Below are 16,112 nucleotides of genomic sequence, written 5' to 3' on the forward strand. Positions count from 1 at the left end.
ATTATGAGCCAGCCTATCATTCTTGCTATCGAATCTTCCTGCGATGATACTTCTGCAGCGGTAATTCGCGGCAGCGAAATTCTTTCCAATGTAGCAGCAACGCAGGCCATCCACAACGATTATGGCGGCGTGGTGCCGGAACTTGCTTCCAGAGCCCACCAGCAAAACATAGTGCCTGTGGTACAGCAAGCGCTAAGGCAAGCAAATATAGGAAAAAAAGACATCTCGGCAATTGGTTTTACGCGTGGTCCCGGTTTGCTCGGTTCGCTGCTTGTGGGCACTTCCTTCGCGAAAAGTTTGGCGATGAGTCTTTCCGTTCCGCTCATCGAGGTCAATCATCTTCAGGCGCACATTCTGGCGCACTTCATTGCCGATGCCAATCCTGAGCCGCTGAAGTTCCCGTTCCTTTGCCTTACGGTTTCCGGCGGACATACGATGATTGTTTTGGTGAAAGATTTTTTCGAAATGCAAATTATTGGCAGAACGACGGACGATGCAGCTGGCGAAGCTTTCGATAAAATCGGGAAAATTTTCGGGCTAGATTATCCTGCTGGCCCAATTATCGACCGGCTTGCAAAATCGGGAACGCCGGAGTTTCAGTTTGGGAAGCCAAAGTTGGACGGCTACGATTATTCTTTTTCCGGCATAAAAACTTCGGTGCTTTATTTCATTCAGAAACAGCTGAAGGATAATCCAAATTTCATCGCCGAAAACCTGAACAACCTTTGTGCATCGGTTCAAAAAGCGATTGTGGAAATTTTGATGGAAAAGCTAGAAAAAGCTGCTAAAGATTTGAATATCAATGAAGTAGCAATAGCAGGCGGAGTTTCTGCAAATTCCGAACTGAGAACTGCGATGAAGGAGAATCAGCAAAAATTGGGGTGGGAAATTTACATCCCGAAATTTGAATACACCACCGATAATGCTGCGATGATTGCTATGGTTGCCCAGTTGAAATTTGCCCGAAGAGATTTTGCGGATTTGGAAGTTTCAGCCACAGCACGCTATGATTTTGCTAAAGATTTTGAAAATTAATTACTGATGAAATTATTTGTCGGAAGCATTTTTCCGGAAATCGAAATCAATAGTGATGAGCAGCACCACATCTCAAAAGTTTTGAGAATGAAGGCTGGCGAAGAAATTCACATCACCGATGGGCAGGGCAATTTGGCAAAAGGCAGTTTAATTTTCGAAGGGAAAAAAGCAACGCTTCAAAACCCTGAAATCTTCCAAAATCTTCCGAATTTTTCGCCGAAGCTACACATCGCCATTGCGCCAACCAAAAGCATCGACCGTACCGAATTTTTCGTGGAAAAAGCCACAGAATTAGGCATTTCGGAAATCACCTTCCTTCTCACAGAAAAATCCGAACGGAAAAATCTGAATTTGGAACGCATTGAAAAACAATGCATTGCAGCATCCAAGCAAAGCCTGCTATTTCATTTTCCAAAAATCAACGGGCTTGTAAAACTTTCAGATTTCGTGCAAAATCTCCCACCGGAAAACTCCTTCGTATGCCACTGCCACGAAAATTTGGAACGACTTGATTTACTGGAAATCCCTCATTATCAACGCCTTACATTTCTCATCGGCCCTGAAGGCGATTTTTCCGAAAAGGAAATTTCCCTGCTAAAATCTCACGGCATCAAAGCTGTAAGCCTTGGCAAGCAGCGCCTTCGCACAGAAACCGCCGGCATTTTCATCGCCGCTTGGAATTATGAGAATTTAATTGGTGAAAAATAAGCGATAGTAGGCAGAACGCTGTTAAAACAACTTCACAACTATCAATCATCATTTATCAATTTCCTACTCCTTCACCACCTTTTTTGTTGAAGATTTTCCATTGGTGAAATCTGCTTTTAGCAAGTAAATTCCTTTCGGTAAATTACTGATATTCAGAATATTAGAGTTTTTCTCAGCTAATTTTTTACCATCCAAACTGAAAAGTGCCACCTTCTCTATTTTCTCAGTGCTCTCCACTTTTACTACATCCTTCACAGGATTAGGGTAGATGGAAACCTTGCCCTGCGAGATTTCATCGGTACCCATAATTACCGTGGTGTAAACGGCGGAAGTAAAGCCGCTGCTTAGCCCGTTGCTGCATTTCGCCTGCACAAAGGCTTCGTAGCGGTAGCCATCCATCAGGTCTGCCCTTGTGTCTTTCGGCTCTCCGCTTACCTCCTGCAGTTTTTCATCCATCAGGCCTGCGTAGGTGTTGTACCTGCCCCAAAGCGTTTGCCACTGCATTGTCGCCGGCTCATCCTTCCATTCCAAAGTTACCTTCGTACCGCTTTGCTCGGTGATTTTCAGGTCGTAGGGTTGCGCGCATTTTTCAGCGTTGGAAGGTGCATTCTGAAGATACATGGAAATCGGGAAATAGCCCTGCTTTCCTACAAACTTAGCATCCGGTACATCTATTTTCACCGTGTGATTTCCAGCGGAAAGATTGCCTAGGTAAATTTCGCGGTTCGGAATCAAATCGCCGGGACACCAGTTGCTCCAGCTCACCCATCGTCTCAAAGTTCGCGGCGAAGAGCTGTAAATTCCGTTGCCCTGCGTATTATAAACCCTAAAATCTTCGCAGCTTTTTCCGCCGGGCGTAAACTCCATCACCAGCTGATTGTCCACATAAACGAAGTGCTTCCTGCGGTTGTATTCTTCGCCGCCGCTGTTTGCACCGTGGTTGGAAATTATCAGGTGAAGCCTCGCATCATTCATCGGCTCCTGAAGCGTGAAATTCACAATTCTCGTGGTTTGCCCTTCTACATCCGTAGCGTTGTAATTGTTCAGATATTTCCTGTACTGAAGCGGCAGCAGAGCATTTTGCCCTACCGATTGAAACGGCTGAGACGATACAAATTCCAAATCTCCACGGAAAACATCCGTTCTTCCAGCGCAGCCTGCCACCTGAGAATTCGCCGCTTCAGAATAGCCATCAGCACGAAATTCAATCCAGAAATCGTAAACCGCTGCAAGCTTTGCATCGTGCAAAATCTGCGACACATTATCCACCTGAAAGCTGTACGGCACTTCGTTCGGCATCTTGTTTTTGTTCATAAACGGCGTGATGAACCTGCCGATTTCTATGCGCTGCACCTGCTGATTTTCCCAAGTGTAAGTGCTGAGACCTTTCGGAACCAGCGCCAAATTCACACCGGCAATCCTGTCATAATTATCGCAGGCTGCCTTTATTTTCACATTCATTTTCAGACCGTTGCCAAACTGGGCGATTTCTTCCGAGGAAAGTTTTCGGGAAATAATGTCCCTCTCATAGCCGTGAATGCGGATGGCACCTGCCGGAATTTGCGAAAATGCTTCGGGCGGCAGCTGCTGCCCTTCGCCAAGATAGTGGTACATACTGTAGAAAGGCACATCTTCGAAAATCTTCACGGTTTGTGCGGGCGCTAAGTTTGTTGCGACATGTATCACAACTATTGCAGCAGATAATTTTAACTTCATATTGTTCCTAATAAGGCAACAAACTTAAAGGATTACTGCGAAAAATGCAAGAAAAAAACTAATCAGAAATAAAAAAATCCTGGAATTCCCAGGATCAGCAGAAAGGAAGGGATTCGAACCCTCGATACGGTTACCCGTATACTACCTTTCCAGGGTAGCCTCTTCAACCACTCGAGCACCTTTCTTTGTGGTTTGCAAAAATAGGAATTTTTTTCTAAGCTGGCAAAGTTTTATTCCGAGATTTCGCCGCAGAGGTTTTTTGCAAAATTTTCTGCAAAACTGCCAGTGTACTGAGGATTATCGAGAATGTGCATAGCTTTGGTAATAGCCGCTTCCGCAGTGAGATCTCCACCGCTGATGGCACCTAATTTCGTAAAAACATTGCTGTTTTCATACTTGCCGAACGAAATTTTCCCGGAAACACATTGGCTGATCACCACCACATCAATATTTTTCATCCGAAGTTTCCGCAAAGTCTCCGCGGTTTTTCCGTCATTCGGTACCGTTCCGGAGCCGTAAACCTGCAGTATCAACACGCGAAGCTGAGGCAGCGAAAGTAAAATTTCCAAGTCCATCCCTGGAAAAATGCGCCAGAAAACCACCCCTTCGGCAAGATGCGCATCTACCGAAAACGCCTTCCCCTGCTGCCCTCGGTACAGCGCCTCTTTCACAACATTCAGGTGTACGCCGCTCTGCCCGAGCGCCGGCCAGTTCGGGCTTTGGTAGGCATCAAAATATTCGGCAGAATATTTCAGCGAGCGGTTACCGCGCAACAGCTTGTATTCAAAATAAAGTGCAACTTCCTGAATTACAGCGTCTTCGTTATCGTAAAGAGATGCGTAGTAAATGCTCGTCAGCAGATTTTCTTTCGCATCTGTTCTTAAATCGCCAATCGGCAATTGCGAGCCCGTTAAAATTACCGGTTTGCGAAGATTTTTCAGCATAAAACTCAGCGCGGAAGCAGTGTATGCCATAGTATCCGTGCCGTGGAGAATCACGAAGCCATCCGTCTCCTGATAATGTTTTTGAATTATTTCTGCAATTTCCTTCCATTCCGCAGGCCCCATATCGCTAGAATCCACCGGATTTTTAAAAGAATGGACGGCAATTTCACTTTCTATTAAACCCAGCTCGGGAAGTTTTTGGAAAATTTTCCCGAAATCAAACGGGCGGAGGCTCCCCGTTTCGTAGTCTTTCTCCATCCCGATGGTGCCGCCTGTGTAGATCAGCAGAACTTTTCTTTTCATTTTTTAAAAATACTGAAATATTTTTGCAGAATGAAATCCCAGCAGGAAATTTATGAATATTTAAAACAGTTCCTTACCGCCGAGCGGCTTGCCAAAATAGAGTTTTTCGCATCAGAAAGCTCAGATTTTGTTTTGCCCGTGCTGGAGGATGTTTACCAGTTCCGGAATGCCGCGGCGATTGTGCGTAGCGCCGAAGCCTGCGGTTTCCACAAAGTGGTGGCGATGGAGAAAAAAAATATCTTCAAGCCGAATCTGGAAGTGACCAAAGGCGCCGATACCTGGGTGGAAATCGAGCGGCTCCCGCACAGCATCACTTCACTGGAAAAAATTAAAAGGCGCGGGTACAGACTCATCGCGGTATCACCGGAGGACGATGCCGTCCCGCTGCCAGAATTTAAAATCGCCCAACCGGCTGCCCTGATATTCGGCACCGAGTGGCAGGGCGTTTCAGGGGAATTCATTGAACTTTGCGACGAAACGCTCGCCATACCGATGTATGGTTTTACCCAAAGTTTCAATGTCTCGGTGGCAGCGGCAATCTGCTGCTACGATCTTAAACAGAAACTGATCCAGAACGGTATTGACCATAAACTCTGCCATGAAATGCAGCTCCCTCTAAAAATCCGTTGGGCTATTAATTCCATCCGCAGCGGTGAGGAAATTTACAGACAGTTTTTAGAAAGTTGAGAGAAAATTTTCGTAGATTAAAAAAAGTTTTCTAAATTTGCCAAATAATCATCAGGAGATCCGCAATGGCGGACACCAACCGAGAGACCAGAATCCACGGTGGTACAGTATGAGGGCTTTGCCAAAATATAAGAAGTTTGCCTTGCGTTTTTCCTGATAAAATTTTTTTTCAATGAATGATTTTATCACGGCAGCGGCGGCAATTTCCGGCAGGCAAGATTTAGATTCTAAGATTGCTCCGCAAAGTTTCCAATTAAGTTTTGAGATTAATGATGAGCTGGTCTGGGTGGAATTCCGGCAGAGCGGGAATATTTTTGTCGGCGAGTTTCTGAACATCTTCCGAGGTGCTGCTTTTGAGACAAAATTTGAGGCAAAAGATCACGGAGCTGGCTCACCTTCGGACGAGAAACTCATTCAGGCAGTGGAGAAACATTTCAACTATTTTAATGTATTTCGAAGTGCTGGCGCGGAGGCATTATTTACACAAAATTTCTGTCCGCTGAGGAAGCGCGCGCTGCGGAGGCACCGCCCGAATTTTGATTATGTGAAATATTTCCTTTCCGAAGGAAATTTCGACTTGAAATCTTACGGCGCGAGGGCAAACGCAAGCTGGTACCGACTGTATGCCCAGTGCCTGCGCGGCCCGGAGGAGTACAGGCGTGCCACTGCGCTGAGCAGCTATTCCGCAAAGAGCGCTTAAGCAAAAAAAGCTGCATTACTGCAGCCTCTTTTATTTGTTGATTTTCAAATCTTTCCCCGCGATGTCTTCCCAGCGATAGTAGTGGAAGGTGCGGTCGGTACTCATCACCACAAACATACCGTGGCGGAATTTATCATTCAGCGGAATGCTAACCATATCGGAGCCGTCGCTCTCCTGCGCTGCCACTTTTACTACTTTCAGCAGTTCCTGCCTGTTGCCTTCCCTTCGGAAGATATGGAATTTATTGGCTCCCTGATTGGAGACCAGGATGTAGCCAGTTTTGGGCCCGGTCTTGTAGATCGATATGCCTTCGTGATCGGATGCGAAACCAGTCTGAGCAAACAGGTTAAGTTCCTCGTTGCCTTTAGCAGGATCGGCGTGGTATTTTCTCACGCCCACCTGCTCGTCGGAGTAATAGATGAAGCCGTTTTCATTATCTACCGCGATGGACTCTATCTCCTTTTTGCCGCTGTATTTTCCAAATTTCCGAACCAAATCGGCTTTTACTACGCCTCTGCCATCATCCTCCAGGAGGTATTGCCAAAGGTATCCCTCCGCAGGACCCGTCTTCCTCCCTACAATGGCGTAAATTTTCCCGTCGGGGGCGGTGTATAATGCGATGCCCATAAGATCGCGGAAGCCTTCGCCAGCCTCGCCTTCGAAAACAGGTATACCGCCGCCGTCCACCGCCTTCATATCCGGAAGAGAGAAAATGCGCAGTTTGTGTGTGAGCCGCTCGGTAGTTACCGCGATGTCTGTCGGTCTACCATTGATTTTCAAGCCGTAGGCGATGTCTACATTATTTGGCCGCTGTAGTCCGGAAACGGTAAGCTCGGGAATAATCCTCCCCTCCAGATCGAAAACGAAGAGCGCACCGTCCTTATCCTTATCTGTGCCTACAATCAAGCTTTTGGACGGGTCTTTTTTATTAATCCAAATGGCGGGGTCGTCCGTATCGTGCTTTACTGGCTGGGTAATGACGGCAGGCTGTATCACCTCTTCCGAAATAGCCGCGCTCTGCTGCGTAGTTTTGCAAGAAATAATGATTGCAGAAAAAACTGCTGCTCTTACAAATTTTTTCATAATAAAATTATTTCACTCCATACGCACCTATCGTCGCTGATGGCGCGGGGGATTCATAGGTTATTCCATCCATCACCAGACCTTTCGGGAAGTTTTTGGTGATGTTCGTTTTGCCCTTACCGATGGCCGGCGAGCCCGGCATCAGCCGGAAATCCCACTCCGGATTAAATACAGCATTATACATATCGGTATTCAGTGGATAGTTTACAAATTTCGGGTCGTTGGCGCCAGGTGTCTTGGTATCGAGGATATCGTTTACTCCCCCCACCTGATCTTTCCCGTTCGGCGTAAAGCCTTTTACCGCTTCTGCATTATGGCCATAGTATAGATTGTTCGCTATGGTGGAGCGCGCATCCTTAGGCTTTTTGGTATCCTCCTTTACTCCGAAACGCGTATTCACGAAAAGTGTGTTGTAGATTTCTGCATGCACCGTCTGCTCCAGCCATATAGAGCCGCCTTTTATGCTCGGTTTCCGCCAGCCGGTATTCAGTATCGTATTGTTGTAAGCTACTACATGCGCCTGGGGAGATCTGTCGCCCGCGTTGGAAAGCTTCATCGCGTTGGTATTGTTGGAATAAAACAGGTTATAGCTTACATCCGCAAGCGTGCCCGAGTTGATATATACACCCTCGCCGCCGCTTTTCCCGGTGGTGTAGAATTTATTTCCCGTAATGATGAGCTGCCCGCCATCGAAGTAACTAGAATGAACAAAGAAGTTTTTGATAATTGAGTTCTTCAACACAAGCTTCCCATTGCTGTTTGAAAACCATATCGCCGGAAGATCCTTTCCGGCTGCAGCTTTGTAGAGCCCAAGTTTTACAGAAAGCGAAGACTGCGTAGTGGATGCGCCGCCATATTCGATGATTGCGTGCTCTAAAAGAACTTCCTCCGCAGACTGCCCGCATAAGATTCCGCCCCAGTTCTTCCCCCAGGAATCGGGGGTGCGGAGCTCTTTCACGGTGGTAATCCTCACCGGGTTTTCCTCAGTGCCTTTTACATAGAGATTCCCCAGCACAATGAATTCCGGCTTCGCCTCGGCATCCATCTCCACCGTGCAGCCCTCCTCTATCACGAGGCGCTTCCCGGCAGGGATCACAATATCTCCGGATACTTTTACGACGCTGTTTCTCGTCCAGGTTCCAGAAACCTCTCCGGAAACGCCGGCAGAGCTGGAATTGATTTCAGACAGATCCACATCATGGTTTGCATCCTCGCAGGACATAAAACCAAGGCTGGCAGCTAGAAGCGTATATCTTAGAATTTTCATTTATAAAAGTTTTAGTTAAAATTTCACTCGGAGGCCAAGGAGATAAGTTTGTTTATAGAAATCTTTCCGGATCAGTGTTTCGCCGCTGGAAATATCCTGCCCGGCAATATCGGCATTCTGCTCATTCACCCCTTTTATGAAGAGTTTCATAGGCGTATCCAGCAGGTTGTTCGCCTTTGCGTAGATGCTCAGCCTATCGCCAAGTCTTTTCTCAAGTGATGCATCCATTCGGATGAAACCCTTCTGCCAAATGTCATTATCCAAAAACTGGGAAACTGTGGAAATTCTCGGCCCGGTGTATGAGCCGGCAATCTGCGCATCCCAGCCGGACTGAGGATTTTTGTAAAGCAGGGAAAGATTCGCGATGTGCTCACTCTGCCCATACAGAGGCCGCTTCTGATCTTGGGTAATAGTCTCCAGGTTGCCTGCGGCATCGCGCACGCGGACGGATTTCGGAGTGGTGATTTCAGAGTGCGTGTATGTGTAGTTGGCCTTAAAACCAAAACTGCTGAAGAACTTTATCACATCCACCTCTACCCCATAATTTTCCGCGCTGCCGAAGTTGCCCGGAGAATAGAAAATGTCCTGCCCGCGGGTTTTATCCGGCTGCAAGGTGTACTCGATAGGGTCTTTGATATTTTTGTAGAAAACGCCCACCATATACTGATCGGAGGCTTTCGGGAAAAACTCATAGCGAAGATCCACATTATCTGCCTTGGCTCGCTTCAGATCCGGGTTCCCTCTTTCAGAATACTCCTCATAAACCAGTTTTGAAGGCACAATCTCGAAGAAGCCTGGCCTGTTGATGGATTTAAAATAAGTAGCCCGCAGGTTTTGCGTAGGCGTTATTTTATACTTCACACTTGCCGAAGGCAGCGCATCGGTATATTTTTGGCTAAGCTCCGGCCGGTCTTCGCCCATCGGGAAGAGCAGCGTGTAAGACTGGTCCGTATGCTCGAAACGGATACCGCCGCTCAGTTCTATTTTTTCAAGTTTAGCTTCCAGCATTCCGTATCCTGCAGCGATCTTCTCCGCAGCATCGTAGGTCAGGGAGTTGGCCACCGCTCCTTTCGGATTTTCCACATTATACTGAATATCAGCTACATCCATAAAATCCGTTCCGAGAATATGGTTCCTGCTCACAGGATAGAGTGAGTAGTTGTTGTAGAAATGGCTGCGTTCCTTATCCCGGTACATCCCTCCGGCGAGGATGTTAAAGCCGTCAGCCACCGTTACTTTTAAGTTAAGATACCCGGCATAGTCGTTATCCGTATTCCTCAGCCAGGTTCTAAAGGCATTGTTCGGCGAGGTCTGCGTATCTACAAAATTTCTCCTTATTCCGAGCGTCCCGAAATTCGTCTGATCAGGCACCTGGTTATCCGCTGAGGATACTACGCCCGACCAGTCAAGGGAGAACCTGCCCGGGATGATGCTATGTTCGCCACGCAAAGTAGTGTTCCAGATGCGCTGCTGAGTGAATCGGGAGCGGTAGGAGTAGCTGAGATCTGCGTTTCCTGCCAAAGGCTCATAATTCGCATTGGAGGCATTGGCAGTAAGTCTCTCCCTCAGCTGCGTGTTGCGTAGCAGCATAAAAGAGTTGAACAATTTCAGCTGATGGTTCGCGTTGATTCTGAAATCAAGAATACCGTAAGCACCCATACGCTGCTGATTTTCAAAGTATTTCCTGTCGGATTCTGAGGTAATGACTCCGTACTTCATTGTATCCACATTGGATGTGGAGTAGAATTTACTATCCGTCATCCGGTTGCTGTTCTGATAGCTCACCGCGGCGAGCACGCCCAGCTTATTATCGGCAAACCTTCTGCCCAGGGTAAGGCCACCCGTAAAATTCGGCATGGCATTTAGTCTTTCTATTTGATACCTGCTTTTCGGGAAATCTGCCACTGTGGCATTATAAGATCTTCCGAACCGCTCGTAGGGAGATTTAAATTTAATATCGGAAGTATCAAACGAATGGAACTTCCGCTCAAACAGCGCCTGAGAATATCCCACCGCCATATTTGCCGAAAGATCCCTGGCAGCAGGTGCGCTTTTCATCACCATGTTTACACCCCCTCCTATCGCATCGCCTTCCATATAAGGCAAAAGCGATTTGTAAACTTCCAGCCTGTCCAAAAGTTCAGAAGGAAAAATATCCAGCGGCACATATCTGTGGCGGTTTTCAGGCGAAGGGATTTTTACGCCATTTACTAAGGTATAATTGTAGCGCTTGTCCATACCGCGGAGGATTGCATACTGGCCTTCGCCGTTGCTGCTGCGCTCCACGGAAACGCCGGACACACGCTGAATAACATTGGCTACGCTGAGATCCGGAGAAATCTGTATGGCATTTCCTGACACCACATTCACCACTTCCGGTGCGCGCTGCTCTATCCTCCTTGCCATACCCTCCGTATCGTGGCGGCGGATTCCAAGGATCGTCACTCCGCTGATTTCACGCGCATCCTTATCGGGAAGGCTGTAGCTCACTGTCACAGCCTGATCACTGCTAACTATAATATCCTCATTCACCCCCTGAAATCTTGGGTGAGAAATGGTGATGCTATAGCTTCCATCCTCCAGATTGAGAAAGCTGAAAGAGCCATCCAGCCCGGTTTGCGTACGGATATTCCCAGGCTGAAGCACAATATTTGCCCCAGCCACCGCCTCGCCCCTCTCGCTGCTCTGCACCGTTCCTCTGATTTCTTGGGCATAGAGAAATGCCGGCGCGATGAGCATCAGCGGAAGGGATATAATATATTTTTTCATAAATCCTATTTAAGCCGTTAAATTATATTTAAAAATTCTTCAGCATATTAAGAAAATGTTATTTTTTTTTTAATGCTGCCAATTATCATAAAAAAACCGCCTCATAATATGAGACGGATATAAAAAATAATTCCAGTATTTTACTTATGCCTGAACATTGTTGTTCTGCCCGATTACAAAAGGTTCAACTTCCTTAATCTCGCCGAATTGCTGCTCGTAGTTTTGGATGTTCTGCTGTAGCGCATTCAAAACTCTCTTAGCGTGAAGCGGCGCCAAGATTACCCTTGAGCGTACCTGTGCCTGCTGAACGCCCGGCATAAGCTGGATGAAATCCAACACGAATTCAGACGGCGAGTGGTTTACAAGCGCAAGGTTGCAATATGCACCGGCAGCCACCATCTCGTTCAGTTGGATGTTAATGTTGTTGTCGTTGTTTTGGTTTTGGTCCATTGTTATTCTGTTTAGGTTTAAAAAAGTTTGACGCTCAAAGTTAAGGAAAGTTTTTCAACGGTGCCTTATTTTGAGCGTCAAACAGAAAAATTATTCGTAATCTGCAAATTCCTTCTTAGAGCCTACGATTACATTCTGATACTCCTTCAAGCCTGTACCAGCAGGGATTCTGTGCCCTACGATTACATTTTCCTTCAGGCCGTTCAGCTCGTCCACTTTTCCGGAAACTGCGGCTTCGTTCAGCACCTTGGTTGTTTCCTGGAAGGATGCTGCGGACATAAAGGATTTCGTCTGAAGCGCTGCCCTCGTGATACCCTGTAGCACCGGCGTTGCCGTTGCAGGAAGCGCTTCCCTTGCTTCCACGAGTTTCAGGTCTTCCCTCTTCAGCTTGGAATTTTCATCGCGAAGTTCCCTTGCGGAAATCATCTGCCCAGGCTGAAGCTCCTTGGAATCTCCTGCATCCACTACCACCTTCATTCCGAAAATCCTATTGTTTTCCTCGATGAAGTCGTATTTATGTTCCAGCGAGCCTTCCAGGAACTGCGTATCGCCACCGTCCACGATTTCAACCTTCGTCATCATCTGGCGCACGATGATTTCAAAGTGCTTGTCATCAATCTTCACACCCTGCAATCTGTATACTTCCTGAATTTCGTTCACCAGATATTCCTGAACTGCGGTAGGCCCTTTGATTCTCAGGATATCATCCGGCGTTACGGAACCGTCTGAAAGCGGCGTACCAGCACGAACGAAGTCGTTTTCCTGTACCAGGATTTGGTTCGAAAGTTTCACCAGGTAGGTTTTTCTCTCGCCTGTTTTCGCTTCCACGATAAGTTCGCGGTTTCCACGCTTGATTTTTCCGTAAGATACCACCCCGTCAATCTCCGTTACAACGGCAGGGTTGGATGGATTTCTTGCTTCGAAAAGCTCTGTAACCCTTGGAAGACCACCGGTAATATCGCCTGCCTTCGCAGATTTTCTCGGGATTTTAATCAAAATCTTACCAGCCTTGATTTTCTCGCCGTCGTTCACCATGAGGTGCGCTCCAACAGGCAGGTTGTAAGATTTCTGCTCTTCACCTTTAGCATCCACCACGCGAAGCGTTGGCACGGCTTTGCGGCTTCTCGATTCTATGATTACCTTCTCTTCAAAACCAGTCTGCTCATCTATTTCCAGCTGGAAGGAAGTACCCTGGATAATATCTTCATACTCCACCTTACCGGAAGCTTCCGCGATGATTACGGCGTTGTAAGGATCCCATTTTGCAATCAAATCGCCTTTGCTCACCTTAGCACCAGGTTTCACGGAAATTACGGAACCGTAAGGAATGTTGGCCACCATCAGTGGCGTTCTTTGCTCGTTATCCGAGACAAGGCGGAATTCCGTAGAGCGCGAAACTACAACTTCTGCCGTGTTTCCATTTTCATCTTCGGAAGTTACCGTGCGGATTTCATCCATTTCCACGATACCATCCCTCCTTGCCACGATGGAAGGATTTACAGAGACGTTCCCTGCCGTACCACCTTGGTGGAAGGTTCTCAGCGTAAGCTGGGTACCAGGTTCACCGATGGATTGCGCCGCGATAACGCCCACAGCCTCACCCATGTGGATTGGCTTGCCGGTTGCCAAGTTTCTACCGTAGCATTTTGCGCAGATACCTTTTCTCGCTTCGCAAGTCAGCGGAGAACGCACTTCCACGCTTTCTAGGCCAAGGTTTTCTATTGTTTTTGCTAAATTCTCGTCAATCAGTTCATCCGCTCCCACGATTTTCTCGTCCGTTTCAGGATGATAAATATCGTGCAGGGAAATTCTACCCAGAATTCTCTCGGAAATTCTTTCCACGATTTCGTCGTTCTTCTTCAGCGGCGTAATTTCCGTTCCGCGAAGTGTGTGGCAATCGTCCTCCGTAATAATCACATCCTGAGCCACATCCACCAGCCTTCTGGTCAGATATCCTGCATCGGCAGTTTTCAGAGCCGTATCGGCAAGACCTTTACGGGCACCGTGCGTGGAAATGAAGTATTCCAGGATGGAAAGGCCTTCCTTAAAGTTCGCAACAATCGGGTTTTCAATAATTTCCGAACCTGTGGACCCGGCTTTCTGTGGCTTCGCCATCAGACCCCTCATACCGGAAAGCTGGCGAATCTGCTCCTTGGAACCACGGGCACCGGAATCCAGCATCATATATACGGAATTGAAGCCACCCTGGTCGGTCTTCATCCTGTTCATAATCATCTCCGTAAGGCCGGCGTTCGTATTCGTCCACACATCAATTACCTGGTTGTAGCGCTCCGTATCGGTGATGAGACCCATATTATAATTCGCACGGATTTCATCCACATTCTCCACAGCCTGAGCAATCATCTGCTGCTTTTCTTCCGGCACCACAATGTCGCCAAGCGAGAAGGAAAGCCCACCCTTAAAGGCATTGCTGTAGCCCATATCCTTCATATCGTCCAGGAATTTCACCGTGGTTGGGAAATCGGTATCAGCCAAGATACGGCCGATTACATTCCGCAGAGATTTTTTCGTTAAAAGCTCATTCACGAAGCCTACTTGTTCTGGAACGATTTGGTTGAACAGAATTCTACCCACCGTAGTTTCCGTAAGTTTCGTGGTGATTTCACCATTTTCCTTAATTGGCAGCCTGCACCGTACTTTAGCGTTCAGCGAAACCTTGCCTTCGTTGTAAGCGATTTCCGCTTCTTCCGGTGAGTAGAAAGTAAGGCCTTCACCCAGAACCTTTCGTTCCTCGGTAGAGTGCGCTTCCTTGGTCATAAAATAAAGCCCAAGCACCATATCCTGAGAAGGCACCGTAATCGGCGAGCCGTTTGCAGGATTCAGGATGTTCTGAGAGCCCAGCATCAGCAGCTGCGCTTCCAGGATAGCCTCTGGGCCAAGCGGCAAGTGCACCGCCATTTGGTCCCCATCAAAGTCAGCATTGAAGGCCGTGGTTACCAATGGGTGCAGCTGGATAGCCTTACCCTCGATCATTTTCGGTTGGAAAGCCTGGATACCCAGCCTGTGAAGCGTAGGCGCACGGTTCAGGAGAACAGGGTGGCCCTTCATCACATTTTCCAGAATATCGTAAACAACAGGCTCTTTCCTGTCGATAATTCTCTTCGCAGATTTTACCGTTTTTACGATACCTCTTTCAATTAGTTTCCTGATAATGAACGGCTTATAAAGTTCTGCCGCCATATCTTTCGGCAGACCGCATTCGTGAAGCTGCAAATCTGGACCTACGACGATTACTGAACGCGCCGAGTAATCCACCCTTTTACCCAAAAGGTTTTGGCGGAACCTACCCTGCTTCCCTTTCAGTGAATCGGAAAGGGATTTCAGCGGCCGGTTGCTCTCGGATTTTACTGCGGAAGATTTTCTCGTATTGTCGAAAAGTGAATCCACAGCTTCCTGCAGCATCCGTTTTTCATTACGCAAAATTACTTCCGGCGCTTTGATTTCCAATAGCCTTTTCAGGCGGTTGTTTCTGATGATTACCCTGCGGTAAAGGTCGTTCAGATCCGATGTTGCAAAGCGGCCGCCATCCAGCGGAACAAGCGGGCGAAGTTCCGGCGGAATCACGGGTAGCACTCGCATTATCATCCATTCCGGCCGGTTTATCATCCTTGTATTGGCGCTTCGCAGCGCTTCCACCACATTCAGCCTTTTCAGTGCTTCCGTTCTTCTCTGCTTAGAGCCTTCGTTGTGCGCCTTATGTCTCAGGTCGTAAGAAAGTGCATCCAGGTCGATTCTTTTCAGCAAATCTTCCACGGCTTCTGCACCCATTTTTGCGATGAACTTATTCGGATCAGAATCTTCAAGATACTGATTTTCGGCAGGTAGCGTATCCAGGATGTCCAGATATTCTTCCTCGGTAAGGAATTCCATTTCCTCAAAGTCAGAGCCGTCTGCTTTCTTTGCCGCACCCTGCTGTATCACCACATATCTTTCGTAGTAGATGATCATATCCAGCTTCTTGCTCGGCATTCCGAGAAGGTAGCCTATTTTGTTCGGCAATGAGCGGAAATACCAGATGTGTGCCACCGGCACTACCAGATTGATGTGGCCTATTCTTTCGCGGCGCACTTTCTTCTCGGTTACCTCCACACCGCATCTATCGCACACGATGCCTTTGTAGCGTATTCTCTTGTACTTTCCGCAGGCACATTCGTAATCCTTCACCGGGCCGAATATTTTCTCGCAGAAAAGTCCGTCTCTTTCCGGTTTGTGTGTACGATAGTTGATGGTTTCCGGCTTCAGCACCTCGCCTCTTGATTCCTGCAGGATGGATTCCGGCGAAGCCAGTCCAATCGTGATTTTATTAAACCTGCTTGATTTATTTTTGTTTGACATTATTATTTTTTTAGATTAAAGAACTTAGAACCAAGAACCAAGATTTCCCACTAGGCTTATCTTGATTCTTGTGTCTTGCATCTTGAGTCTTTTT

General features: G+C 47.4%; 11 protein-coding genes, 1 tRNA gene and 1 riboswitch. Of the genes, 4 read left to right on the forward strand and 8 right to left on the reverse strand.

The features are described from left to right. Window positions 1–3 precede the first annotated feature (3 nt). Together tsaD and BUB43_RS00275 are read left to right on the forward strand one after the other, a co-directional pair. Window positions 4–1,035, forward strand: coding sequence for a tRNA (adenosine(37)-N6)-threonylcarbamoyltransferase complex transferase subunit TsaD (gene tsaD, locus BUB43_RS00270; RefSeq protein ID WP_073177216.1), 1,032 nt, complete (start codon window positions 4–6; stop codon window positions 1,033–1,035). A gap of 6 nt (window positions 1,036–1,041) precedes the next feature. Further along, window positions 1,042–1,743 (forward strand): RsmE family RNA methyltransferase, encoded by a 702-nt coding sequence (locus tag BUB43_RS00275; RefSeq protein ID WP_073177218.1) that lies wholly within the window; start codon window positions 1,042–1,044, stop codon window positions 1,741–1,743. A 63-nt stretch (window positions 1,744–1,806) separates the two neighbouring features. Here BUB43_RS00275 and BUB43_RS00280 read toward each other — a convergent pair whose 3' ends face one another. From BUB43_RS00280 to BUB43_RS00290, 3 genes are all read right to left on the reverse strand, one after another. Further along, window positions 1,807–3,459 carry a peptide-N-glycosidase F-related protein gene (locus tag BUB43_RS00280; RefSeq protein WP_083541098.1) on the reverse strand — a complete coding sequence of 551 codons (1,653 nt, stop codon included), beginning with the start codon at window positions 3,457–3,459 and terminating at the stop codon, window positions 1,807–1,809. A gap of 98 nt (window positions 3,460–3,557) precedes the next feature. Beyond that, a tRNA-Ser gene (locus BUB43_RS00285) sits at window positions 3,558–3,644 on the reverse strand. A gap of 45 nt (window positions 3,645–3,689) precedes the next feature. After that, the gene (locus tag BUB43_RS00290) at window positions 3,690–4,706 is read right to left on the reverse strand and encodes an asparaginase (RefSeq protein ID WP_073177226.1); all 1,017 of its coding nucleotides are present in this window, start codon (window positions 4,704–4,706) and stop codon (window positions 3,690–3,692) included. A 30-nt stretch (window positions 4,707–4,736) separates the two neighbouring features. Between BUB43_RS00290 and BUB43_RS00295 the strand changes: the two genes are divergently transcribed. Continuing rightward, a complete protein-coding gene (locus tag BUB43_RS00295; RefSeq protein ID WP_073177227.1) occupies window positions 4,737–5,393 on the forward strand; it encodes a TrmH family RNA methyltransferase in 657 nt (218 codons plus the stop codon). Window positions 5,394–5,436: 43 nt separating this feature from the next. After that, a riboswitch (SAM-I-IV-variant riboswitch) is annotated at window positions 5,437–5,532 on the forward strand. Window positions 5,533–5,565: 33 nt separating this feature from the next. Continuing rightward, complete coding sequence (locus BUB43_RS00300; RefSeq protein ID WP_073177228.1) at window positions 5,566–6,093, forward strand: hypothetical protein; 528 nt, start codon at window positions 5,566–5,568, stop codon at window positions 6,091–6,093. A gap of 30 nt (window positions 6,094–6,123) precedes the next feature. Here BUB43_RS00300 and BUB43_RS00305 read toward each other — a convergent pair whose 3' ends face one another. The 5 genes from BUB43_RS00305 to rpoC form a co-directional block, all read right to left on the reverse strand. Then, window positions 6,124–7,176, reverse strand: a complete 1,053-nt coding sequence (locus tag BUB43_RS00305; RefSeq protein WP_073177230.1) for a phytase — start codon at window positions 7,174–7,176, stop codon at window positions 6,124–6,126. A gap of 7 nt (window positions 7,177–7,183) precedes the next feature. Further along, complete coding sequence (locus tag BUB43_RS00310; RefSeq protein ID WP_073177232.1) at window positions 7,184–8,443, reverse strand: right-handed parallel beta-helix repeat-containing protein; 1,260 nt, start codon at window positions 8,441–8,443, stop codon at window positions 7,184–7,186. A gap of 15 nt (window positions 8,444–8,458) precedes the next feature. Beyond that, the gene (locus BUB43_RS00315) at window positions 8,459–11,212 is read right to left on the reverse strand and encodes a TonB-dependent receptor domain-containing protein (RefSeq protein WP_073177234.1); all 2,754 of its coding nucleotides are present in this window, start codon (window positions 11,210–11,212) and stop codon (window positions 8,459–8,461) included. A 144-nt stretch (window positions 11,213–11,356) separates the two neighbouring features. Continuing rightward, window positions 11,357–11,662 (reverse strand): DUF3467 domain-containing protein, encoded by a 306-nt coding sequence (locus tag BUB43_RS00320; RefSeq protein WP_073177236.1) that lies wholly within the window; start codon window positions 11,660–11,662, stop codon window positions 11,357–11,359. A gap of 90 nt (window positions 11,663–11,752) precedes the next feature. Continuing rightward, entirely contained in the window at window positions 11,753–16,018 is a 4,266-nt protein-coding gene (rpoC, locus tag BUB43_RS00325) for a DNA-directed RNA polymerase subunit beta' (RefSeq protein WP_073177238.1), read from the reverse strand. Between the last annotated feature and the right edge of the window lie 94 nt (window positions 16,019–16,112).

The organism is Cruoricaptor ignavus (assembly GCF_900141665.1).
GTDB classification, from domain to species: Bacteria; Bacteroidota; Bacteroidia; order Flavobacteriales; family Weeksellaceae; genus Cruoricaptor; species Cruoricaptor ignavus.